The sequence below is a fragment of the Sandaracinaceae bacterium genome (assembly GCA_016706685.1).
Taxonomy (GTDB): domain Bacteria; phylum Myxococcota_A; class Polyangia; order Polyangiales; family Houyiibacteriaceae; genus JADJJE01.
Genome location: JADJJE010000004.1, coordinates 112,163 through 133,167 on the forward strand (window position 1 = coordinate 112,163; position 21,005 = coordinate 133,167).

Below are 21,005 nucleotides of genomic sequence, written 5' to 3' on the forward strand. Positions count from 1 at the left end.
CATGGGCGCGCAGAAGGCGACGGGCCCCGCGGAGCCGAGGGATGCTGCGGACAGCGCGGCGCTCGAGGCGGTGCTCGCCACCTCGGTGGTCAGCCTTCCTGGCATCGGTAAGGTCTCTGGCCAGGCGCTCGAGCGGCGTGGGCTGGTGGCGGTGGGCGACCTGCTGTGGCTGTTGCCGCGGCGGTACGACGACCAACGGGTCATCATCCCCATCGCAGAGCTGGGCCCGGGGGCCAGGGCCATGACCGAAGGCGTGGTGCGCTCGGTCTCCCAGCCGCCGCCGCGCGGGGGGCGTCGGCTGTCGGAAGTGCGCTTGGTGCCCCGCCCTGGAGACGCGCCAGGGCGCTACGGGCAGCTCCGGCTGGTGTGGTTCCACGGGCTGCCGGGGCTCGAGAAGCGCTTCCCCGTGGGGGCCACGGTGCGGGTGTACGGTCGCGTGGACGAGCACCGCGGGACGCTGACCATCGCGCACCCGGAGGTGCACGTGGATGACGGCATGATCGTGCCGCGCTACCCCGAGATCCCCGGCGTGACCGGCGCTGCGCTGCGCAAAGCCATCCGCGCGGCCGTGGCGCGCGTGGGCGTCTTCGTGCCGGACGCCATCCCAGAAACGTATCGTGAGCGCGCGGGCCTGGGCCCCGTGGGGCAGGCGCTGGTGGCGCTGCACGTGCCACCCCCGGACCTGCCGGCCGAAACGCTGGGCGACTGGAACCGCGGCGAGAGCCCGCACCACGGGCGGCTCGCCACGGAGGAACTCTTCCTTCTGGAGCTGGCGCTGCAGTGGCGGCGCGCCGAGGAGGCGGGGCTGCCGGCGCGGCCGTGCCCCATCGCGCAGGATGTGGCCCGCGAGCACGCGGCCCAGCTGCCGTTCACGCTCACCGCCGCACAGCAGGGGGCCCTTCATGAGGTGTCGGCCGACCTCGCGCGCGAGCAGCCCATGCGCCGCATGCTGCAGGGCGAGGTGGGCAGCGGAAAGACGGCGGTGGCGCTGTTGGCCAGCGCGCAGGTGGTGGCCGCGGGGGCTCAAGTGGCGTGGCTGGTGCCCACCGAGGTGTTGGCCGAGCAGCACTTCCGCAACGTCTCGGCCGTGGCTGCACGACTGGGCCTCACGCCAGTGCTGCTGGCGGGCAAGCTGCGCGCGGGCGAGCGCCGCGAGCGCATCGGGCGCATCGAAGACGGCAGCGCCAACGTCATCGTGGGGACGCACGCGCTGCTGAGCGAGAGCGTGGCCTTCCGCGACCTGGCCGCGGTGGTGGTGGACGAGCAGCACCGCTTCGGCGTGGCGCAGCGCCTCAAGCTGGTGGACAAGGCGGGCGCGCGCGCGCCTCACCTGCTGGTCATGACCGCCACGCCCATCCCGCGCAGCCTGGCGCTGGTGCTCTACGGCGACCTCGAGGTGAGCGTCATCAACGCGCTACCTCCGGGGCGCAAGCCCATCATCACCCGGCGCTACCCGCACGGCACCCGGGCGGATGCGTACCGGCAGCTGGAGCGAGCGCTGGACGCCGGAGGCCGCGCCTTCGTGGTGTGCCCCACCATTCGCCCCAGCGCGAAGGACCAAGACGATGCCGACGATGCGGGCGATGCGGGTGCCGCGAGCCCGCGGGGCGTGGAGGACGTGCACGCCGAGCTGACCGCTCGCTTCGGTGCCGACCGGGTGGCCAAGCTGCACGCGCAGCTGGATCACGACACCCGCACGGACGCGTTGGCGCGCTTTGTGGCAGGCAGCGCGAGCGTGCTGGTGGCCACCACCATCGTGGAGGTGGGCGTGGACGTGCCCGAGGCCAACCTCATGCTGGTGGAAGACGCCGAGCGCTTCGGCCTGAGCCAGCTGCACCAGCTGCGCGGGCGGGTGGGGCGCGGCGAGCGGCAGAGCGCTTGCTTGCTGCTCCACGCCGACGAGCTCACGCCCGACGCGGAGCTGCGCCTGGCCGCCATGTGCGCCACGCAAGACGGCTTCGAGCTGGCCGAGCGGGACCTGGCCATTCGCGGCCCGGGGCAGCTGTTCGGGGTGCGCCAAGCGGGTGGCACCGGCTTTCGCTTCGCGGACCTGTTTCGCGACCTGGACCGTTTGCAGCAAGCGCGCGAGCTGGCCCGCGGGTTGGTGAGCGAAGACCCGCGGTTGCTCGCCCCAGAGCACGCGCGAACGCGCAGCGCCGTGCGGCGGGTGCTGGAGCAGGCCGTCGTGGCCGAGGAGTCGGGATGACCGGTGCAGAGCAACGGGAGGCCCAGCCCGGCGAGGCCCACGCGGTGGCCGACTGGCCCGTGCGCGCGCTGCTCGGGGGGCTGCTGGTCTCGGTCATCGAGCTCGGCTTTGCGCTCTCGGGGAACACCTGGTCGCTGTTTTTGGGCAACGCCGAGCGTGATGCCTATGTGGGGCTCGCGCTGCTGACCGGCGTCTGCGCTTCCACGTTGGTGTTCGGGCTCGGGGTCTTGCTGCGTCGCGTCAGCGCCGATCCGGTGTGGCGCGGGTGGCTGATGGGGGGCCTGGCGTTCGCGGCTTGCCTGGTGCTGCTCTACCTGCTCAGCGACGGGCGCCGCGTGCGCGATTCCGCGCTTCGGTTGCCCGTGGTGGCGCTGCTCGCGGGTGGCGCCGGCGTCGTGGTCGTGAAGGCCTCTCCCTGGCTCGAAGCGCGTGCGCGCAGCGGCGGAAGCTTGGCGTTGGCGGGCCTCTTCACCGCGCTCTCGTGTGGAGCTGCGGCGGCGGACGCAACGCTCCTGCTGCGGCTCTATCCGGCGTTCCACGTGGCGCTCGCGGTGCTGGTGGTCCTCGGCGCGTCGCTCGCTGTGTGGCTGCTCCCCGTCCGGCTCGCCCGTCTTCGGCAGCACGCGCGCTTCCGTGGGGCTGTGCGGGGGGTGACCGTGATCCTGGTGCTCGCGGTCGTGGCCACCCCGCTCGCCCTGCAGCGCGCCACCCTCGCGCCCAACCTCGCCTTCGTGGTCGCGGACTACACCAGCGTCACCGGCAAGCTGCTGCAGCTCGCGCTGCGCGCACAGTCCGAGGCCCTGCCGGAGGGCCACGCGGCGGGCTCGTCCGACGGCGACGCGGAGCCAGCCACCCAGGGCGGCGTCGAGACCCGCAGCGGCCTGCGGCTCGAGTCGCGCAACGTCCTGCTCATCACGGTGGATGCCCTGCGCGCAGACCGCATCGGCGGTGGCCGCGGGCTGACCCCCAACCTGGACAGGCTGGCCGCGGAGTCGGCCGTGTTCAGCCACGCCTACACGCCCACGCCGCACACCAGCTACGCGCTCTCCAGCATGCTCACGGGCAAGTATCTGCGCCCGGTGCTGGAGCTGCCCAACGCCCCCACCGAGCACGTGGCCCTGCCCGAGCTGTTGCGGCGCTACGGCATGCGCACGGCCGCGTTCTATCCGCCCGCCATCTTCTTCGTGGACGCCCACCGCTTCGAGGCGCTGCGCGCAGGGCGCTTCGGCTTCGAGTACCAGAAGGAGATGTTCGCGTCGGCCCACGCCCGCGTCCCGCAGCTGCGCGAGTACCTCGAGTCCGTCGACGCCGAGCAGGGCCCGCAGCGCGAGGTGTTCGCGTGGGTGCACTTGTTCGAGCCGCACGAGCCCTACGAGCCCAACCCACGCTTCGCCCGCGGGGAGAGCGCCGAGCAGCGGTACGACGGGGAGGTGGCGGCCGTGGACGACGCCATCCAGCAGCTGGTGCGCGTGTTCCGCGAGCATCGGCCCGGCGCCACCGTGGTCATCAGCGCCGACCATGGCGAGGAATTCGGCGACCACGGCGGCCTCTACCACGGCTCCACGCTCTACGAGGAGCAGGTGCGCATCCCGTTGATCTGGTCCACCCCCGGCCTGGTGCCGGCGCGGGCCATCGCCGCCCCGGTGGAGCTGGTGGACATCGCCACCACGCTGCTGGCCGCGTTGGCCATCCCGCGTGATGCCCGCATGCGCGGCGACGACCTGGGGCCGCTGCTGCTGCACGGAGAGGGCGGGCCAGCCTACGCGTTCGCAGAGGTGGGTGACGCGCGCATGGTCACCGACGGCACGCACAAGGCCATCTGCGAGAGCGACACCAACCGTTGCCAGCTCTACGACCTCGGCGCGGACCCGGAAGAGCGTCGCAACCTGGCGGGCGAAGACCCAGTCACGCTCCTGCGCCTGCGCGAGGAGCTGGGGCGCTTCGTGGGCAGCATCCCGCGGGTGGAGGCGCTGGCGCTGGCGGGTCAGCAGGGCTGGCCCGAGGCCCTGGCCCGCGCGGAGCTGGGCGACGCCACGGCTGCCCCCGAGCTGGTGCCCCTGCTGGGTGACCAGCGCTCGGCCGTGCGCGCGGCGGCGGCCCGTCTGCTGGGCCGGCTGCGTCACGCCCCCGCGCTCGGCACGCTCGTGCGCCTGCGTGACCAGGATGCCGACGTGGAGGTCCGGGACGAGGCCGCGCTGGCTTCGCTCGCCCTCGGGGACGCATCCAGCGCAGACGCGGTGCGCGCCATGGCAGCACGCGACGGAGTCACGCTCCCACTCCAACGGCGCGCGGCGCTGGCGCTCGGCGAGCGCGGGGATGCCTCGCTCGCGCGCGTGCTGGACACATGGGCGGCGGACGAAGGCGCTGGGGAAGACGCGCGCAGCCACGTCATCGAGCTGCTGGGCGCGCTGCGCTACACCGGGGCGGTCCCCACGCTGGTCGCGCTGCTCGAGGACGTGCGGCTCGGCCCGGCGGCCGCCCTGGCGCTGGGTGCCATCGGAGACCGCCGTGCCATCGCACCCCTGCGTCAGCGCCTGCGCGGAGAGCGCTACCTGAGCGCTCGCGCGGCGGAGGCTGCTGCGCTGGTACAGCTCGGTGACCGTGCTGTCGCGTCCGAGATCATGCGCTTCCTCGGCATGGAGCAGCCGCTCCCGGGCGGAGTGGAGCTGCTGGTGCGGCTCGGCACACTCGCACGTCCTTCCGGCCGCGGGCTTCGGCTGTCCAGCTCGCCGCAGGCGCTCGAAGGCGCGTGGTCGTGCACGGCCGAGACGTGTGCCGCGCCCAACGGTGGGCGTGTGAACCTGCCCCCCAGCGGTGCACCCCGAGGAGAGGTCCAAGTGGTGTGTGCGGTGGACAGCCCGGCGGGCGGGAGTGTCCAGCTGGGCGGATCGGCGCAGCCCGTGCGCGCAGGGCGAGCGCAGGTGGCCGTGCGGGTCACCGGGCCGCTGCTCGCGTTGGCCATCGAGACCAGCCCGGACGTCACGCTGAGCGCGTGTGTGGTGGTGCCCGCGCGTCCCGAGCTCCCGCCACCGCCTCCCGAGCCCTACGAAGCGGACGAATCTGCTGCGGGGGCCGCTGCCGATGCCGGCGTCGCCCCGACGGCGGAGCGGTAGGCCTCCACCCGCAACAGGGCGCGCGGCACGGCAACGCCCAGCTCGTCCTCCCGGAGCCGCAATGGTGGAGTGCCTCGGCGCGAGATGACCAGCAGCGGGGCACGGCGCGCTCCACGAAGCATGTCCCAGGCCGGCTGCGACTCCGTGCGCACGGCTTGCACCTCGCTCCATGGCGCGCTGCGTGCGCCAACGGCGTCGCGCACGATCAGCTGCGTGGGGGTGAGCAGCAGCGCGACGCCACCCCGGGCGCGGCGCGTGGCCCGGCCCCGCCACCACCAGAGCGCGAGCGGCGCGCAGGCCACGGGCACCAGCAGAAGGGTGAGCGGCGTGCGCAGAAGCGGCACCGCCAGTGCGTGCACCCCCAGCACCAACGCAAAGACCACGCCCGCATAGGGACCGCTCATGAGCCACGCGCGACCAGCGGGCAGCGCGTAGGCGGCGGGGAACGCCGCCGGGTCCGCCAGGTAGAGATCGAAGAGCTCGGCGGGGGAGGACCGCAGCGGGCCATGGGGGTCGCTCTCGGCGGTGGGGCGGGCACCGACGGGCAGCTCGGCTCGCCGAACGCGCCGCCCCGAAGGTTCAGCAGGCGCACCAGCGGAGGCACCAGGCGAAGAGCGGCGAGACCGCCCACCAAGTGGAGCGCCAGCGACACGCCGTCCAGCGGGACCCCTTGGGCCACGCGGCTGGCCGAGAGCCCGAGGGTGCCCAGCAGGGTGAGCAACGGCAGACCGAGCTCACGACCGAGCCCCGGCGCGGCCTCCTCAGGCGTCGGTGCCACAGCGCCCCTCGGTGATCGCCCGCGCCGCATCGCACTGCTGGGCCAGGCGGTTCACGCGCGCGCTCGCGTCCTCATCACGGACGCCTTCGAGGTCTTGCCGCGCGCGCTCCACCTCGGCGTCGCACTCGAGCGCCGCCGAGCGGCGATCCGCACAGGGGCGGGACTCATCGCCAGCCACCTGGGTGAGCTCGCTCACACGTGCCTCGTGCACCTGCAGCACGCGAAAGTCCGGGTGCGCGGCCGGCCGGGACGACGGGCCACAGGCGTGACCGGTGACCGACAGGAGACCCGCGAGGAAGAGGGGACGCAGCGCGCTCATGTTGCGGTCGGTAGTCGACAACGCCGAGGGAATCAAGCGGGGGGTGCGCCCATGGAGCGCGCCAAGGGTTTGCGGCGGGGATCCGCAGCTGCTACCTTCCGCCACCCGCTTACTGGAGCACCCCATGGCACGCGTCACCGTCGAAGATTGCCTCGAGCACGAAGAGAACCGTTTTGCCCTGGTGGTGCTCGCCGCCCGTCGCACGCGTGAGCTCATGAAGGGGGCCCCCGCCCTGGTCGCCAGCAAGAACCGCCCTGCGGTCACCGCCCTGCGCGAGATCGCCAAGCAGAAGGTCCACTTCGCCTCGCCCGTGAAGGACGCCGTGGATCAGTACATCATCGAGACCAAGATCGCCGAAGGGCTCTGAATCGCAGGCGCTTTTGGGCGCCTGTCGTTCGGTTGGGAGCGGCTTCGGGCCGCTCTTTTCGTTGGTGCCCGACGAGGCGCGAGAGGGGGCCGAGAGACGGGGATTGGGTGGCGGCACGAGAATTGGCGGGCGGGTCGCATGCGTCTTTACTTCCGCCCGGTTCGGTCGGTACCATCGCGGCTCTCGCGGATCCCTTTGCGCTTACATGGCCAGAATCACCATCATCGGAGCTGACGGTCAGCAAGACCGGGAACTGCTCCCGCACAACACCCTCGGACGCCACCCGAACAACACCCACCAGGTGTTGGATCGAATCGTGTCGAAGGAGCACTGCCACATCGACGCCGTCGAGGGTGGCTACGTGCTGCACGACCTCGGCTCGCTGAACGGCACCTTCGTCAACGGTGCCCGCGTGGGTGATCACCCCCTGCGCGACGGCGACGAGATCATGATGGGGTCCACCCGCATCATCTTCCGTGCGGATGAAGTGGCCCGCCCCGAGCACAGCTCGTCGCCCCCGCAGCGTTCGGCCACCATCGAGCAGCAGGGCTTCGGGGCCACCAACCCGCAGGGTGTCGCCTCCCCCGAATTCCATCGGCCCGCCACGGCGCCTTCGGGCGGGATCGTGAACGCCGCCGCTGCTGCCGCTGCCCTGGCCGCCGCAGCTGCTGCCCCGCGTCGCCGCCAGGCGTCGGTCACCATGGCGCCCGGCATGGTGGAGAGCCACATCCGCACCAAGCTGGATGCCGTGCTCGAGCAGTCGTTCGTGCCCGCGCACATGGTCACGGACCCGGAGGTGCTGCGCCGTGACTACGAGAAGCTGCGCGTCAGCTACGAGATGATGCGCGCCATCGGCGTGGAGCTCGACGTCGACAAGCTGCTCACCAAGATCCTGGCGGCCGCGTTCCAGATCTTGCCGGCCGACCGCGGCGTCATCCTGCTGTACGACGACAACAAGCAGCTCACCCCACGCTGCGTGCAGACCAAGCGTCAACAGGCCGAAGGCGAGAACGTGGTGCTCTCCACCACCATCATCGACCAGGTGCTGCGCGACAAGGCCGCCGTGCTCTCGAGCGACGCCTCGGTGGACTCGCGCTTCTCGGGAGCCCACTCCATCATCATGCAGGGCATCCGGTCCAGCATGGCCGTGCCCCTGCTGCACGCCAGCGAGGTGTTCGGCATCATGCTGCTGGACTCGCAGATCGCGGCCAACGCCTTCAACGAGAAGGACCTGCAGCTCTTCCAGAACGTGGCCAACCAGGCCGCCATCGCCATCCAGAACAGCCTCTTCGCGCTGCGTCTCGAGGCCGAGGCCGTCACGCGCGAGCGCTTCCAGCGCCTGCTCTCGCCCGCCATCGCCGAGCAGGTGCTGAGCGGCAAGGTGGAGGTCAAGAAGTACGGCGAGGCGCGCCCCACCACGGTGCTCTTCAGCGACATTCGCGGCTTCACGTCCATGAGCGAGTCCATCCCGGCGCGCGAGATGGTGGACATGCTCAACGAGTACTTCGAGCTGATGGTGGACATCATCTTCAAGTACCAGGGCACGCTCGACAAGTTCGTGGGCGACGAGATCATGGCGCTCTACGGCGCGCCCGTGTCCTACGGCGACGACGCCGTGCGCGCGGTGCGGACGGCGCTCGAGATGTACCAGGTGCTGGACCAGCTCAACGAGCGGCGCGCCGTGGAGGGCAAGTCGCCCATCAAGATCGGCATCGGCATCAACACGGGCGAGGTCGTCGCGGGCTACCTCGGCAGCTCCAAGGCGCTCGAGTACACCGTCATCGGCGACTCCGTGAACGTGGGCGCGCGGCTCTGCTCGCACGCCGGCGCGGGTGAGTGCCTGATCAGCGAGTGGACCTACAACGAAGTGAAGGACTACTTCGAGTTCGATCCCCCGCGTGAGATCCAGGCCAAGGGCAAGGCCAAGCCGCTGCAGGTCTACAACGTGCTCCGCGCCAAGCCCCAGCAGGGCTGGGACGACCGCACGGCCAGCAGCTGACCCGTGCTGCTCGTCGCTCCTGACGGGGCGCGGCAGCGTGAGGGAAGGCATGTATTGGGGCTAGCCGTGTGGGCTCATCCGGGCTACCTCTAGGCCGTGGCACACCTCGACTTCGAGAAACCGCTGATGGAGTTGGAGCGTCGCATCGACGAGCTGCGCGCGGCCGCAGGCCCGGGCGATGACGTCGGCGCGGAGGTCAGCGCGCTCCAGGCGCAGGCGGACAGGCTCCAGCGCGAGCTCTACGCGGGCCTCAGCGAGTGGCAGAAGGTGCAGCTCAGCCGCCACCCCGAGCGGCCGTACTTCCTCGACTACCTGACCGCCATCTTCGACGACTTCCTCGAGCTGCACGGCGACCGTGCCTTCGCGGATGATCCGGCCATCGTCAGCGGGTTCGCGCGGCTCGACGGGCGCGCGGTGGCCGTCATCGGTCACCAGAAGGGCCGCACCACCAAGGAGAAGGTGCGGCGCAACTTCGGCATGGCGCACCCCGAGGGGTACCGCAAGGCTGTGCGCATCATGGAGCTGGCGGGCCGCTATGGGCGCCCGGTGCTCACCTTCATCGATACGCCCGGCGCCTATCCAGGCATCGGCGCCGAGGAGCGCGGGCAGGGCGAGGCCATCGGGCAGGCGCTGCTCACCATGTCGCGGCTGCCGGTGCCGGTCATCGCCACCGTCATCGGGGAGGGTGGCTCGGGCGGAGCGCTGGGTCTCGGAGTGGCCAACCGTGTGCTCATGTTCGAGTACGCCACCTACAGCGTCATCACGCCCGAGGGCTGCGCCTCCATCCTCTGGAGGGACGGCAGCGAGGCCCCGAAGGCCGCCGAGCAGCTCAAGCTGCTGGCGTCCCACGCCATGAAGCACGGCATCGTGGACGAGCTCATCGCCGAGCCACCGGGCGGTGCGCACCGCGACGCAGCTGGGTCGGCGCAGGCGCTCGGGCAGGCGCTGCGGCGTCACCTCGGGGAGCTCTCGTCGCTCTCGAAGGCCGAGCTCATCGCCCAGCGCTACGCGCGCTTCCGCAACATCGGCGCCACCACGGGCGGCTGACGCGAGCCGGGAGCAGCGCGTCGCCCTGTTTTTTGACGGGCCTGCGGCGCGCTCCGTACGATGACGAGGTCGCGTGCCGTTCGCGCGCCAGGATTCATCGTGACTCGTCTCCAACTCGCACTCGCGCTCCTCTTGGCGCTCGCATCCGGATGCGCATCGGCCTCGTCCTCGGGGCCCTCCGGTACCACGCCGGCTGCGGCTGAGGTCTCGGACGAGGCGCGCATCGCGGCGCTCGAAGCCGAGCGACTGCGACAGGATGAAGAGATCCGCGCGCTGCGCAACGAGCTCGCCATCGTGCGCGGCGAGGCCGAGACGCTCCGAAACTCGCAGGCGTCGGCGCGCGTGGCCACCATCAGCATTCGCAGCGGCACCCCTGCGGCCACCGACGAGTCGGGGCGCTCCAGCACCGATCTCACGGGCACGAGCCAAGGAGACCCTGGGGCGGGCTGGATCGAGCCGGAAGCCGGTGAAGTGGTCGTGGAAGAGCCGGGCCCCTCCGACTCACGTCCCCGGCCGGTGCTCCGCGTGCGCGGCGTCCCGACGCCTGCAGCGCCGACCATGACCATCCCGAGCGGCGAGTCCCCGCCCAGCTTCGCGAGCGGCTCGGGCCTCCCTCCGCTGCCCACCGCTGGCCCGGTGCCGGTGGCTCCGCTGCCCCTCCCGGCCCAGAGCGCAGCGGGTGCGCCGCCGTCCTTCGCGCCGAGCGCCGGCCCGCTGGCCGCCTCCGTGGCGTCCGGTGGCACCATGATGGTGCCCGTCGCGCCCGAGCCGCTCACGACCGTGGCGCCGGACACCGCCGTCATCGCCTACCGCGCCGCCCTAGGTCACCTGCGTGACCGTCAGTACCCAGAGGCCGTGGACGCGTTCGACTCGTTCCTGGGGACCCACGCGAACCATCCGTATGTGGCCAACGCACACTACTGGCGCGCGGAGGCCATCTACGCACAGCGACGCTACCGCGATGCGCTGCATGCCTTCGAGGTCTTCGTCCAGCGCCACGGCAGCCACACGAAGGTGGCCGATGCCCTCCTAAAGATGGGCCTCTGTCACGCCCGCAGCGGCGACACCGCGCGCGCTCGCGCCATGTTCCGGCGGGTCCAGCAAGAATATCCAGACACCGTCGCGGCGCGCCTCGCGTCGCGGGAGGAAGCGTCATGAAGTCCTATCGACGTATCGCGATCGCGCTCGCCCTGCTGAGCGCTCCGCTCGCGGGCTCCACCCTGCCGTCGCCGTCGCGCGTGCACGCGCAGCGTCAGTCCGTGCGCGTGGTGGGTGGTGGTGGTCCAACGCCCGAGGTCCACGTCGTTCGGACCGGCGACACGCTCTGGGACATCTCGGGGCGGTACTACGGGAACCCGTGGGAGTGGCCGCGCATCTGGTCGTACAACCCGGAGATCACCAACCCGCACTGGATCTATCCCAGCGACCACGTGCGTCTGCGCACGGGTGGGGTGTTGGCCGATGCCTCGTCGCCGACCATCACCCGCCGGCCACGTGCGTCGAGCGGGACTGTCTGGCTGCGCGACCAGGGCTACCTCGCCGAGGAGGAGCGCGAGCGCTCCGGCGTCATCGTGGGCTCGCGCGAGGACCAGATGCTGCTCTCCGAGCACGACGAGGTGTACGTGCGCTTCGGCGAGGACGTGACCCCCACGCCCGGCCGCAGCTACACGGTGTTCCGCAACATCCCGACCAGCGAGCGCTCCGACGAGAACGAGGGCGTGCTGGTGCGGGTGCTGGGGACCGTGCGCCTCATGGACTACGACCAGGAGCGACAGCTCGGTCGCGCCACCATCACGGAGTCGCTCGAGCCCATCGAGCGCGGCTATCTGATCGCCGAGATCGACCGCCAGTTTGCCGTGGTTCCCCCACGCGTGAACGCCGCAAACGTGGACGCGACCATCGTGGCGCTGTTGCAGCCCACCGTGTTCTTGGCCGACCAGCAGATCGGCTTCCTCGACAAGGGCAGCGAAGACGGCGTCCAGCCGGGCAACCGCTTCGTGATCGTGCGGGCGGAAGACGAGTGGCGAGCCAACCAGCCCAGCAACACGTCGGATCTGGGCGAGACCGTGCCCGACACCGAGCGTCCGGACGAATACCCCGACGAGGTCGTCGCCGAGGCCCGCGTGGTGCAGGTGCGTGAGCGCTCGTGCACCGTGATGATGACCACGTCGATTCGTGCGGTCGAGGTGGGCGATCGGGCCCAGATGCGCCAAGGCTTCTGAGCGTCTCGCAGGGGCCTCCCCGAAGCGATTGATTGTGGAGGGCAAGCTGGGCGAGACTGGCTGCGTGTCCGACAAGTCCGACATCGCCGCCCTCGAGGCGTCCGTCAAGCGTGAGCAGCGCAAGCTGAAGGCGCTGCAGGACGTTGGTGCTGCGCTCGGATCCACGCTCGACCTCCAAGAACTGCTCACGCTAGTGGTGGACCGCATCTCGGAGGCCATGGAGGCGGACCGCAGCACGCTCTACGTGCTGGACGAGGAGACCAACGAGCTGTGGTCGAAGGTGGCTCAGGGGGAGCGCTGGCTCGAGATCCGCCTGCGTGTGGGCGACGGCCTCGCGGGGACGGTCGCGCTCACGGGCAAGACCCTCAACATCAAGGACGCCTACCAGGACCCGCGCTTCGACGCCGATTGGGACCGGCGCTCGGGCTACCGCACCACGTCCACGGTGTGCGTCCCCATGAAGAACCACCACGGCCGCATCATCGGTGTGGTGCAGTGCCTCAACAAGAGCGGGGGCACCTACTTCACCGTGGAAGACGAGGCGCTGCTGGGCGCGCTGGCCAGCCAGGCCGCCGTCTCCATCGAGAACTCCAAGCTCTTCCTCTCCATGGTGGGCAAGAACATCGAGCTGCTGGAGGCCCAAGAGAAGCTCCAGCAGAAGGTGCGCGAGCTGGACGTGCTCTTCGAGATCGCCCAGGTGTCGGCCAGCGCCCAGGAGCTGGACGAGCTGCTCGAAGGGGTGCTGGCCCGCACCATGCGCGCGGTGAACGCCGAGGCGGCGTCCATCTTGCTGGCCGACGCCGACACCGGTGACCTGCGCTTCCGTGCCGCGGTGGGTGGCGAGCCGGAGGCCATCAAGCGCCTGCGCATCAAGGCGGGCCAGGGCATCTGTGGCTGGGTGGCGCAGCACCAGCAACACCAAGTGGTCAACGACGTGGACTCCGACCAGCGCCACAGCCGCAACATCTCGGAAGAGGTGGGCTACCACCCGCGCTCCGTGCTGTGCGTGCCGCTGCGCTGGGACGACGGCATCGGCGCGGTGGAGCTGCTCAACAAGGCGGCCGGCAGCGAGTCCTTCACGGACGACGACGTGAAGCTGGCCACGGTCATCGCGGGTCACATCTCCACGGCCATCACCCAGGCGCGCGGGCGTGAGCGGCGGGCGCGCGAGCAGCGGCTCAGCACCATTGGCCAGTTTCTCTCCAGCGTCCTGCACGACTTGAAGACGCCCATGACGGTCATCCAGGGCTACGCCAAGCTCCTCAGCAAGGAGAGCGACCCGGGCCGGCGCGCCGAGTACGCGCAGACCATCCAGCGGCAGGTAGACCTGCTCAACACCATGACCAAGGAGACCCTCGCGTTCGCGCGGGGCGAGCGGACCATCTGGATCCGCAAGGTCTACCTCTACAAGTTCTTCGAGGACGCCGCGGAGCAGCTGCGCCGCGAGCTCGAGCCGCGCGGCATCGAGCTGGTGCTCAACCTCGAGGAGCGCGGCACGGCCTACTTCGACGAGACCAAGGTGCTGCGGGCGCTCCACAACCTGGCCCGCAACGCGGCCGAGGCCATCAGCAGCCGCCCGGGAGACCCCACGGACGGGCGCTGCGAGCTCACCGTCTCGCGCGCGCCCGAGGGAGCGCTGCGCATCGCGTTCTCGGACAACGGGCCCGGCGTGCCGGAGGAGATCCGCTCGCGCCTCTTCGAGTCCTTCACCACGCACGGGAAGCAGGGGGGCACCGGCCTCGGGCTGGCCATCGTGCGGAGCATCGTGAGCGACCACCGCGGGGAGATCACGGTGGAGAGCCGGCCAGGCTGCACCACGTTCCACATCGAGCTGCCGCAAGATGAAGCCCACGAAGCTTCGTCGTCGGGCAGCACGCGCGCGCTGGTTCACTAGAGGCGCCTCGGCACCCGCTGCCTAGGCGGGGACCTGCCCTGGGCGCGGGCCGTGACGGCCTTGCTCCTGCCTCGGCGCGTCGCCAGAAACGAGAAGCCCTCCGCGAGGAGGGCGTCTTCGGTTGGCCTGGCAGGCCTTCAGAGCTAGCTAAGCCGTTGACTCAGGCTCATGGTGTAGGTCGCGCAGGTGGGCGCGGTCCCCAGAGCGGTGGACGCAGATGTAGAGCGTGCGGCTCGGCGACCAGTTGCAGCCCGTTCCGCCCGGGGACCACCTGGTTGCACTGGCCGGTCTGCTCGAGCGGATCGAACGAGTAGCTGGTCAGGTTGCGTGGCTGGCTGGAGGTGCCGGAGCAGAGCGTCCCGGGCCGCCCGCCCGTGTAGGTGGCCAGCGTGGTCCTGGCGGACGCTCGAAGACGACGTCCGAGCCCGAACGCGCAGTGAACGATGAGCCCTGCGGTACCCGGGGCCGCCGCGGTTGTTCAGCGTCACCCGGAACCAGTCACCGTCCATGGTGGTGGCCAGGTTGCCGATCACGGTGTTGCTCTGGCCCTCGGTCAGGGTGTGGATCGACCCCCCGCTACGGCCGTCGCGCACGCGTCCGTGCCGCTGATCTCGGGAAGGCACTCGCAGCCATCGGCGTTCACCAGGTCCGGGTTCACGTAGCTGCCCTTGCAGCTGGCGACCTGGCAGCCGCTCGCCGCCGCCACACGACTCGACCGCGTTGGCCACCATGCAGAGCGCGTTCCCCCCGTTGTCGGTGACCATGTCGCAGTCGTTGTCGAGGCCATCGCAGATCTCTTAGCTCGGGTGGCTCATGGCGCTCGGGCAGGTCTGCGGCACACCCGCCGTGCAGAGCGCGATGGTCTGCTGACAGACGCCGCTGTTGCACGACTGGGTGTTCGGCATGGGGGTGAAGGCGTTGCAGACCGGCGCCACCATGCCGGTGCAGGTGGACAGGTTCTTCACCTGACACGTGTTGTTGCAGTCGAGCGCCACGGCGTTGGCGGGCTGGGCCGGGCAGACCTGGGCCGCCGTCTCACACGAGCCGGCGCCGTTGCAGTCCACGGCAGCCGCTGGCGCGTTCTGCGCGGTGAAGCACTGGTCGCCCGTCCAGCCCGCGTACCAGCCGGCGCAGCTGACCAGGCCGCACTCGCTGGCGGGGTCCGACCCGGCCGGGATGTTGGTGCACGTGCCCACGCTGCCCGCGACGTTGCACGCCTGGCAGAGCGACCCACACGAGCTGTTGCAGCAGACGCCGTCCGTGCAGGCCAGACCGCCGGCGCAGTCGGACGCCGCGGCGCATGTCTGCCCCTGATTGCGGAGCGGCTGGCAGATGCCCGTGCCACAGAATGCGCCGGCATCACTGCAGCTTGGTTCATGGTGCAGTTCTCGGGCAGGTCGGTCTGCGAGACCGGCCGCGCCGCTGCAGGAGAGGTCGTTGTAGAACCCGCAGACGTTGGCGAGAGTGGCTGCCGGTGCACGCGCTGTCATCCGGCGACGTTGGCCGAGGTGCTGCACTGCTTGCTGGCGTTGCAGACCGCGTCGTCGCGGGTGCCCTGACAGCTCGAAGGCGTGTCGCAGGTGGCCGCGTTGCTGTAGCTGGCGGGGCAGTTGGCGGCCACATTGCAGCAGTCGCCGGTGGCGCAGCAGAAGCCGTTCTGGCAGTGGTTGCTGGTGCACTGGTTGTTCGCGCTGCAGGCGTCGCCGTTGGCGCCGTCCGAAACGCACAGGTTGCCCTGGCAGTTGGCGCTGGCGTCACACTGCGCGTTGGTGCTGCACGTGGTGCCACAGGAGGGCGCGCTCTGCGAGACCTGGGTGTTGCAGAAGGCGTCCGAGTAGGTCCCGCACGTGTTGGCGAGGGTGGTCACCGTGCAGGCGCTGTCGTCGTCGATCTCGAGGACGTGCCACAGACGAAGCCAGTTGCACACGGCGTCGTACCGGCGCCCGTCACGAGCCAGGGCTCAGGCACGTGGGTGCCGTGGTGTAGCTGGCGGGGCACTGACTGGCGGCCGAGCAGCAATCGCCGCCGGCGCAGCAGCGCCCGTTCTGGCAGTGGCTGGCCACGCAGTCCGAGTCCTCGTCACACACGTTGCCGTCGGCGAGGTCGGGGGCACACACGCTGGAGTCGCAGTGCGCGTTGCTGTCGCAGTCGCCGTCCGCCGAGCACATGGCTCCGCAGATGGGCGTGGTCTGGTCGAGCGCGCCGTTGCAGGACACGCTCGGGTACGCACCGCAGGTGTTGGCCACGGTGGCAGCGCTGCAGGCGCTGTCGTCGGGCACGTTTGCCTGAGTGCCACAGGAGTTGGACACGCACGTGCGGTCGCTGCGCGTGCCCTGGCAGGTGGCAGCGTTGTTGCACGCCGGAGCCGCCGCAAAGGTGCCGGGGCAGTCGGTGGCCGTGGAGCAGCAGGTGCCGCTGGTGCAGCAGAAGCCGTTGTTGCAGAGGCCGCTCTGACACGCGGCGGCGCCGGTCAGCGCGCAGTTGCCGCCGTTGGGCAAGTCGGGCACGCAGAGCCCGCCGCTGCAGTGGGCGTCGACGTCGCACTGGCCGTTGCTGGAGCAGCTGCCTCCGCATACCGGGGACACCTGAGAGGCGAGGCCGTTGCAGAAGCGGCTGGGGTAGGGGCCGCAGTCGCTGGCCTCGACGCCGGCGTTGCACGCGCTGTCGTCGGCACATTGGCCCGTGGTGGTCCCGCACACGTTGCCGGAGCAGACCGCGTCCGAGCGGGTGCCCTGGCACGTGGCCGGGTCCGCGCAGGTCGCGGGCGAGGCGTAGGACGCCGGGCAGTTGCCGGCCGACGCGCAGCAGTCGCCGCCCGAGCAACAGAAGCCGTTGCCGCAGTGGTTGGAGAGGCAGTCCGAGGCCTCGTCGCACGAGTTGCCGTCCGTCAGGTCCGGAAGGCAGGATCCGCCGTCGCAGTGCGCGTTGCCGTCGCAGTCGGCGTCGCTGAAGCAGCCACGGGAAGAACCCGCAGGTGTTCGCGATCGCCAGCACGCCACAGCCCGTGTCGTCGGGCACGCCGGTCTGAGTGGCGCACTGGAACGAGGCGTTGCACGTGGCATCCGAGCGGGTGCCCTGGCATGTGGCCGCCGTGTTGCAGGTGGACGGGGTGGCGTAGCTGTTGGGACAGTTACCCGCCACCGAGCAGCAGTCACCGCTCGCGCAGCAGAACCCATTCTGGCAGTGGTTGCCAGCGCAGTCGGAGTCCTCGTCGCAGGAGGTTCCGTTGCCCTGGTCTGGCACACAGACGGCGTCGCAGTGGGCGTTGGCCATGCACTGCGAGTCGAGTGTGCAGGCTGCGGCGCACACGGGCGGGGTCTGGGTCTCCTGGCCATCGCAGAAGCGGTCCGGGAAGGCGCCGCAGCTGAGGGCCATCAGGCCAGCCGTACAGCCGCGGTCGTCATTGATGGGGGCGGTGGTCCCGCACTGGTTGCTGGTGCACGTGGCGTCGGTGCGTGACCCCTGGCAGGTGCTGTTGGAGGTGCAGGCCGCCGCCGAGCGGTAGCTCGCTGGGCAGTTGGTGGCCGCAGAGCAGCAGTCGCCGGAGGCGCAGCAGTAGCCGTTCTGACAATGACCTGCGGTGCAGTCCGAGTCCTCGTCACAGACGTCTCCGTTCGGAACGTCCAGGATGCACACGCCGTTGTCGCAGTGAGCGTTGGCGTCGCAGTTGCTGTCCGTCGAGCACGACGACGAACACACCGGTGCCGACTGATCGGCGGTCCCGGCACAGGTGGCGGACGGGTACGCACCGCAGTTGCTCGAGACCGAGCTCACGTTGCAGCCCGAGTCGTCGGGGACACCGGCTTGCGTGCCGCAGATGGACGCGGTGCAGGTGGCGTCCGAGCGAGTGCCCTGGCACGTGGACGTGTCACCGCACGTGCTGTTGGCGCTGTAGCTGGCGGGGCAGTTTGCGGGCGTGGCGCAGCAGTCGCCGCCGGCGCAGCAGCGGCCGTTCTGGCAGTGGTCCGTGAGGCAGTCCGAGTTCTCGTCGCACACGCCACCGTCGGTGATGTCCGGGATACACAGCCCGTCGCAGTGAGAGCCGCTGTCGCACTGGCTGTCCAGCGTGCACGCGGCCTGACACGACGGGCGCGACTGGGTGGACATCCCGTTGCAGAACACGGACGGGAAGGAGGCGCAGGTATCGGCTTCGGTCATGGTGCCGCAGCCGCTGTCGTCCTGGATGGCGGCCTGTGTGCCACAGACGTTGCCGGTGCAGATGGCGTCCGAGCGCGTGCCCTGGCAGGTGGCGGCGTCGGTGCACACCGAGGCCGAGCTGTAGATGGCCGGGCACTGGCTGGCCATGGCGCAGCAGTCACCGCCGGAGCAGCAGAAGTTGTTCTGACAGTGCGAGGAGCCGCAGTCCGAGCCCTCGTCGCAGGCGTTGCCGTCCGGGAGGTCCAGCACACACAAGTTGTTGTCGCAGTGCGCGTTGGCGTCGCACTCGCCGTCCACGTTGCACGAGGTGGCGCAGGTGGGCGCGGACTGGTTGGACGTGCCCGCACAGAAGACCGTAGGATAGGGGCCGCAGTCGTTGGCCTCGACGCTGCTGGTGCAGCCGGCGTCATCGGGCGCGCCGTTGAGCGACTCACACTCGAACGTGGTCAGGTTGCACGTGACCGACCCGATGGTGCCTTGGCACATGGGGGTGTCGGTGCAGAGCAAGCCCGCCCCCGGATAGCCCGGGCAGTCCATGTTGTCGTTGCAGCACTCCACGCCCGAACAGCAGATCCCGCTGTCGCAGTGGTCGTTGGCGCAGTCGCTGTCCGCCGTGCAGACCCCACCGTCGGGGCGGTCCAGCACGCATCCCTGCGCCTCGCAGTGCGCGGACGGGATGCAGAAATTGTCGTTCTCGACGTTCTCGAAGACGCACTCGCCAGCGCACACGTCGCCGTCGGCCATACCGCCCACGCACGAGTAGAGCCCGCACGTGTTGGTGGTCACCTGCTCGCACATGCCGTTCGCGCAGGCCGCCGTGGGCGTCTGCACGTAGTTGGTGCCATTGAACGAGCAGCCCTGCTGCGCGCAATCGATTGGTGCGTTGTCCGCGAGGTTGTCGCAGTTGTCGTCGTCGCCGTTGCAGAGCTCGTCGGCGCCGGGGTAGACCAGCTCGTCGTCGTCATTGCAGTCGGCCCCGTCGCAGAACACGCCTTCGCCGTAGTTGTCATCGTCCTCGTCGATACAGCAGCCCTCGGTGGGCAGACAGTAGAAGCGGTTCGGCTCGGCCGCGAGCGCGGCAGCCTCGAACGTGCGGGGGCAGGTGGCGAACTCGTCGGCCACACGCTGCAGGCAGAGGGTGGCGTCCCCGAATTGCACACACTCAGCGCCATCGGGGCATTGGTCGTCCACCACGCACGCCTGGCACAGACCCGTGTTGGGGCCGGCGTCCCCTGGGCCGGTGTCCGTGCCCACGTCACCGGGGCCAGCGTCGATCACACCCGAGTCGATATCTTCCGGTGCGCCTTGAGCGCAGGCCGACACGAGGCCGCCGAATAGAATGAGGGTGCTGAGTGTTCGGATGAAGTTTAGTGCTGGCCAGCCGCATTGGTGCGCCTCTCGAAGTCGTACGACCCGACCAGTGTACCAGCGTTGCGCGGCTTTGTAACGGGTGCGTTTCACCCACGACTGTCAAATTTCGGTCGGTGCAGCGCCAGGCCAGGCCCGCGCAACTGGCCAAAACTGCGGCAGGGACGGGCGGGAATTACCGCGAAAGGCGGTTGTCGCGGCCCCAGAACGCACGCATCGAGGTGAACCGCCCAGCTGCGTCGAAGCTCATCACGTCGATCACTTCGAGCGCGATCGCGCGGTCCGGCAGCTGCAGTTCCACCCGGAAGGCAATGGCGCCCGGCCCCTCACTGGCCACCACGGGTGGCCCCAGCAAGGTGGTCCCGGTGATGGCGCCAAGGCCGCCTCGATAGAACGCCTCGACGGCCGCCCGGCTCTGGTGGACCGGTGTCCCGACGGGGTCTTCCACGCTGCAGTCGCCTGCGAAGAGCTCGAGGGCGGCCTCGGCGTCTGCACGACCGACGCGCTCCACATAGGCCAACAAGGCTGCGCTGCGGGCCTGAGTCCCTTCCGTGGGACTACCCGTCAGCACGGTGGCCCAGCCACGCACCAGGCCGGCGGCGTCCACATCCACGATGTCGATACGGGCCGCGTCGCCGGTCTCGTTCGAGAACCGGGCGCGCTCGCGGGAAGGCCAGGCGACTTCCGTGCCGCGGGTGACGCGCAGGGGGCCGTCCAGCCGAGGGGCGCTGCCCTTTCGCACGTACTCGCGGAGGCGGTCCGTGATGTCGTCCCGTCCATGGACCGGTGCTTCGCCGGCGATGGTCCATGTGGCGTCCGGCGCCAGCTTCGCTGCGACCGCGGTCCAGTCATCTCGCACCAGCGCGGACGCAAACGACTCTGCGACGCTCCCCGGCGTCGGTGCGCCCGGATCGCTCAAGTGAAGTCCCGCTCCTGGCGCTCCTGGTCTTCCTTGCAGCGGATGCAGAGCTCGGTCTCGGGGCGTGCTTCGAGGCGCTTCACGGAGATCGGCTCCTCGCACTCCACGCACATGCCGTACTCGTCCGTCTCCATCTTCTTGAGCGCCACGTCGATCTTCTGCAGCAGCACACGCTCGCGGCCACGGAGGCGCAGCGTGAACGACTGCATGTACTCGCTGCTGGCGAGATCCATCTCGTCGGGCAGTTCGTTCACGTCGAGCGCCATGTCGTTCTCCATGGTCTCCCGCGCCCGACGGATGACGCTCTCGCGCTTCTCTTCGAGGATCTTTCGCAGGCGGGTGATTTCGCTCTTCTTCATCGTGATCGGGCTCCGAGCAGTGCAGCTTGGGCTGGCCTTGCCCTGGGGCGGGGCCAGCGGGACCAGCGATGGTAACCACACCCCCTACCGAGTCAAGCTCGGTCGTGGGTGTCGCCTTCAGGGTGATCGATCGGAGGGCGAGGGGCATCCTGGTCTGCGGGATCGCTCGCGCTGGCGCTCGCTCTGGTACCCCCCTGGAATCGGCACTCCGCGCTGCGCGCTGCGTTTGATTCCGGGGGCCCCCCAAGTCCCGCTG

16 protein-coding genes are annotated in these 21,005 nt (G+C 70.3%); 8 read left to right on the forward strand and 8 right to left on the reverse strand.

The genetic code is table 11. From position 1 onward, the window contains the following. Position 1: 1 nt before the first annotated feature. Positions 2-2,206 carry an ATP-dependent DNA helicase RecG gene (locus tag IPI43_08345; GenBank protein ID MBK7774136.1) on the forward strand — a complete coding sequence of 735 codons (2,205 nt, stop codon included), beginning with the start codon at positions 2-4 and terminating at the stop codon, positions 2,204-2,206. Further along, the gene (locus IPI43_08350) at positions 2,203-5,319 is read left to right on the forward strand and encodes a sulfatase-like hydrolase/transferase (GenBank protein ID MBK7774137.1); all 3,117 of its coding nucleotides are present in this window, start codon (positions 2,203-2,205) and stop codon (positions 5,317-5,319) included. The genes IPI43_08345 and IPI43_08350 overlap by 4 nt, the downstream gene beginning before the upstream one ends. Here the strand turns inward: IPI43_08350 and IPI43_08355 are convergent. Genes IPI43_08355 through IPI43_08365 form a run of 3 tightly spaced genes read right to left on the reverse strand, consistent with a single transcriptional unit; the run spans position 5,250 to position 6,416 of the window. Beyond that, entirely contained in the window at positions 5,250-5,723 is a 474-nt protein-coding gene (locus IPI43_08355; protein MBK7774138.1) for a hypothetical protein, read from the reverse strand. The genes IPI43_08350 and IPI43_08355 overlap by 70 nt on opposite strands. Continuing rightward, the gene (locus IPI43_08360) at positions 5,720-6,097 is read right to left on the reverse strand and encodes a hypothetical protein (protein MBK7774139.1); all 378 of its coding nucleotides are present in this window, start codon (positions 6,095-6,097) and stop codon (positions 5,720-5,722) included. Before IPI43_08360 ends, IPI43_08355 begins: the two co-directional genes overlap by 4 nt. Then, the gene (locus IPI43_08365) at positions 6,081-6,416 is read right to left on the reverse strand and encodes a hypothetical protein (protein MBK7774140.1); all 336 of its coding nucleotides are present in this window, start codon (positions 6,414-6,416) and stop codon (positions 6,081-6,083) included. Before IPI43_08365 ends, IPI43_08360 begins: the two co-directional genes overlap by 17 nt. A 124-nt stretch (positions 6,417-6,540) precedes the next feature. Between IPI43_08365 and IPI43_08370 the strand changes: the two genes are divergently transcribed. From IPI43_08370 to IPI43_08395, 6 genes are all read left to right on the forward strand, one after another. After that, positions 6,541-6,783: a DNA-directed RNA polymerase subunit omega gene (locus tag IPI43_08370; protein ID MBK7774141.1), complete on the forward strand. Its 243-nt coding sequence runs from the start codon at positions 6,541-6,543 to the stop codon at positions 6,781-6,783. 205 nt (positions 6,784-6,988) lie between these two features. Beyond that, positions 6,989-8,782, forward strand: coding sequence for a GAF domain-containing protein (locus IPI43_08375; protein ID MBK7774142.1), 1,794 nt, complete (start codon positions 6,989-6,991; stop codon positions 8,780-8,782). Between the two features lie 126 nt (positions 8,783-8,908). Then, entirely contained in the window at positions 8,909-9,829 is a 921-nt protein-coding gene (locus IPI43_08380) for an acetyl-CoA carboxylase carboxyltransferase subunit alpha (GenBank protein MBK7774143.1), read from the forward strand. Between the two features lie 99 nt (positions 9,830-9,928). Next, on the forward strand, positions 9,929-10,987 hold the full coding sequence (ybgF, locus tag IPI43_08385) for a tol-pal system protein YbgF (GenBank protein MBK7774144.1): 1,059 nt from the start codon (positions 9,929-9,931) through the stop codon (positions 10,985-10,987). Next, complete coding sequence (locus IPI43_08390; GenBank protein MBK7774145.1) at positions 10,984-12,051, forward strand: LysM peptidoglycan-binding domain-containing protein; 1,068 nt, start codon at positions 10,984-10,986, stop codon at positions 12,049-12,051. The genes ybgF and IPI43_08390 overlap by 4 nt, the downstream gene beginning before the upstream one ends. 64 nt (positions 12,052-12,115) lie before the next feature. Further along, complete coding sequence (locus tag IPI43_08395; GenBank protein ID MBK7774146.1) at positions 12,116-13,945, forward strand: GAF domain-containing protein; 1,830 nt, start codon at positions 12,116-12,118, stop codon at positions 13,943-13,945. Between the two features lie 797 nt (positions 13,946-14,742). On the opposite strand, the gene IPI43_08400 is transcribed toward IPI43_08395, so the two are convergent. The 5 genes from IPI43_08400 to IPI43_08420 all read right to left on the reverse strand — a co-directional run bounded on the left by IPI43_08400 (position 14,743) and on the right by IPI43_08420 (position 20,749). Next, positions 14,743-15,435 (reverse strand): hypothetical protein, encoded by a 693-nt coding sequence (locus IPI43_08400; protein ID MBK7774147.1) that lies wholly within the window; start codon positions 15,433-15,435, stop codon positions 14,743-14,745. Beyond that, a complete protein-coding gene (locus IPI43_08405; protein ID MBK7774148.1) occupies positions 15,432-15,872 on the reverse strand; it encodes a hypothetical protein in 441 nt (146 codons plus the stop codon). The genes IPI43_08400 and IPI43_08405 overlap by 4 nt, the downstream gene beginning before the upstream one ends. 152 nt (positions 15,873-16,024) lie before the next feature. Continuing rightward, positions 16,025-19,381: a putative metal-binding motif-containing protein gene (locus IPI43_08410; protein MBK7774149.1), complete on the reverse strand. Its 3,357-nt coding sequence runs from the start codon at positions 19,379-19,381 to the stop codon at positions 16,025-16,027. A gap of 265 nt (positions 19,382-19,646) precedes the next feature. After that, positions 19,647-20,390, reverse strand: a complete 744-nt coding sequence (locus IPI43_08415) for a nuclear transport factor 2 family protein (GenBank protein MBK7774150.1) — start codon at positions 20,388-20,390, stop codon at positions 19,647-19,649. Continuing rightward, the gene (locus IPI43_08420) at positions 20,387-20,749 is read right to left on the reverse strand and encodes a TraR/DksA C4-type zinc finger protein (GenBank protein MBK7774151.1); all 363 of its coding nucleotides are present in this window, start codon (positions 20,747-20,749) and stop codon (positions 20,387-20,389) included. The genes IPI43_08415 and IPI43_08420 overlap by 4 nt, the downstream gene beginning before the upstream one ends. Positions 20,750-21,005: the final 256 nt, after the last annotated feature.

Excerpts from the sequence above, each read along its gene's own strand:
- IPI43_08400 (MBK7774147.1), bottom strand. The coding sequence starts at position 15,435 with ATGACAGCGCGTGCACCGGCAGCCACTCTCGCCAACGTCTGCGGGTTC.
- IPI43_08380 (MBK7774143.1), top strand. The coding sequence starts at position 8,909 with ATGGAGTTGGAGCGTCGCATCGACGAGCTGCGCGCGGCCGCAGGCCCG.
- IPI43_08365 (MBK7774140.1), bottom strand. The coding sequence starts at position 6,416 with ATGAGCGCGCTGCGTCCCCTCTTCCTCGCGGGTCTCCTGTCGGTCACC.
- IPI43_08420 (MBK7774151.1), bottom strand. The coding sequence starts at position 20,749 with ATGAAGAAGAGCGAAATCACCCGCCTGCGAAAGATCCTCGAAGAGAAG.
- IPI43_08355 (MBK7774138.1), bottom strand. The coding sequence starts at position 5,723 with ATGAGCGGTCCCTATGCGGGCGTGGTCTTTGCGTTGGTGCTGGGGGTG.
- IPI43_08350 (MBK7774137.1), top strand. The coding sequence starts at position 2,203 with ATGACCGGTGCAGAGCAACGGGAGGCCCAGCCCGGCGAGGCCCACGCG.
- IPI43_08375 (MBK7774142.1), top strand. The coding sequence starts at position 6,989 with ATGGCCAGAATCACCATCATCGGAGCTGACGGTCAGCAAGACCGGGAA.
- IPI43_08345 (MBK7774136.1), top strand. The coding sequence starts at position 2 with ATGGGCGCGCAGAAGGCGACGGGCCCCGCGGAGCCGAGGGATGCTGCG.
- IPI43_08370 (MBK7774141.1), top strand. The coding sequence starts at position 6,541 with ATGGCACGCGTCACCGTCGAAGATTGCCTCGAGCACGAAGAGAACCGT.
- IPI43_08390 (MBK7774145.1), top strand. The coding sequence starts at position 10,984 with ATGAAGTCCTATCGACGTATCGCGATCGCGCTCGCCCTGCTGAGCGCT.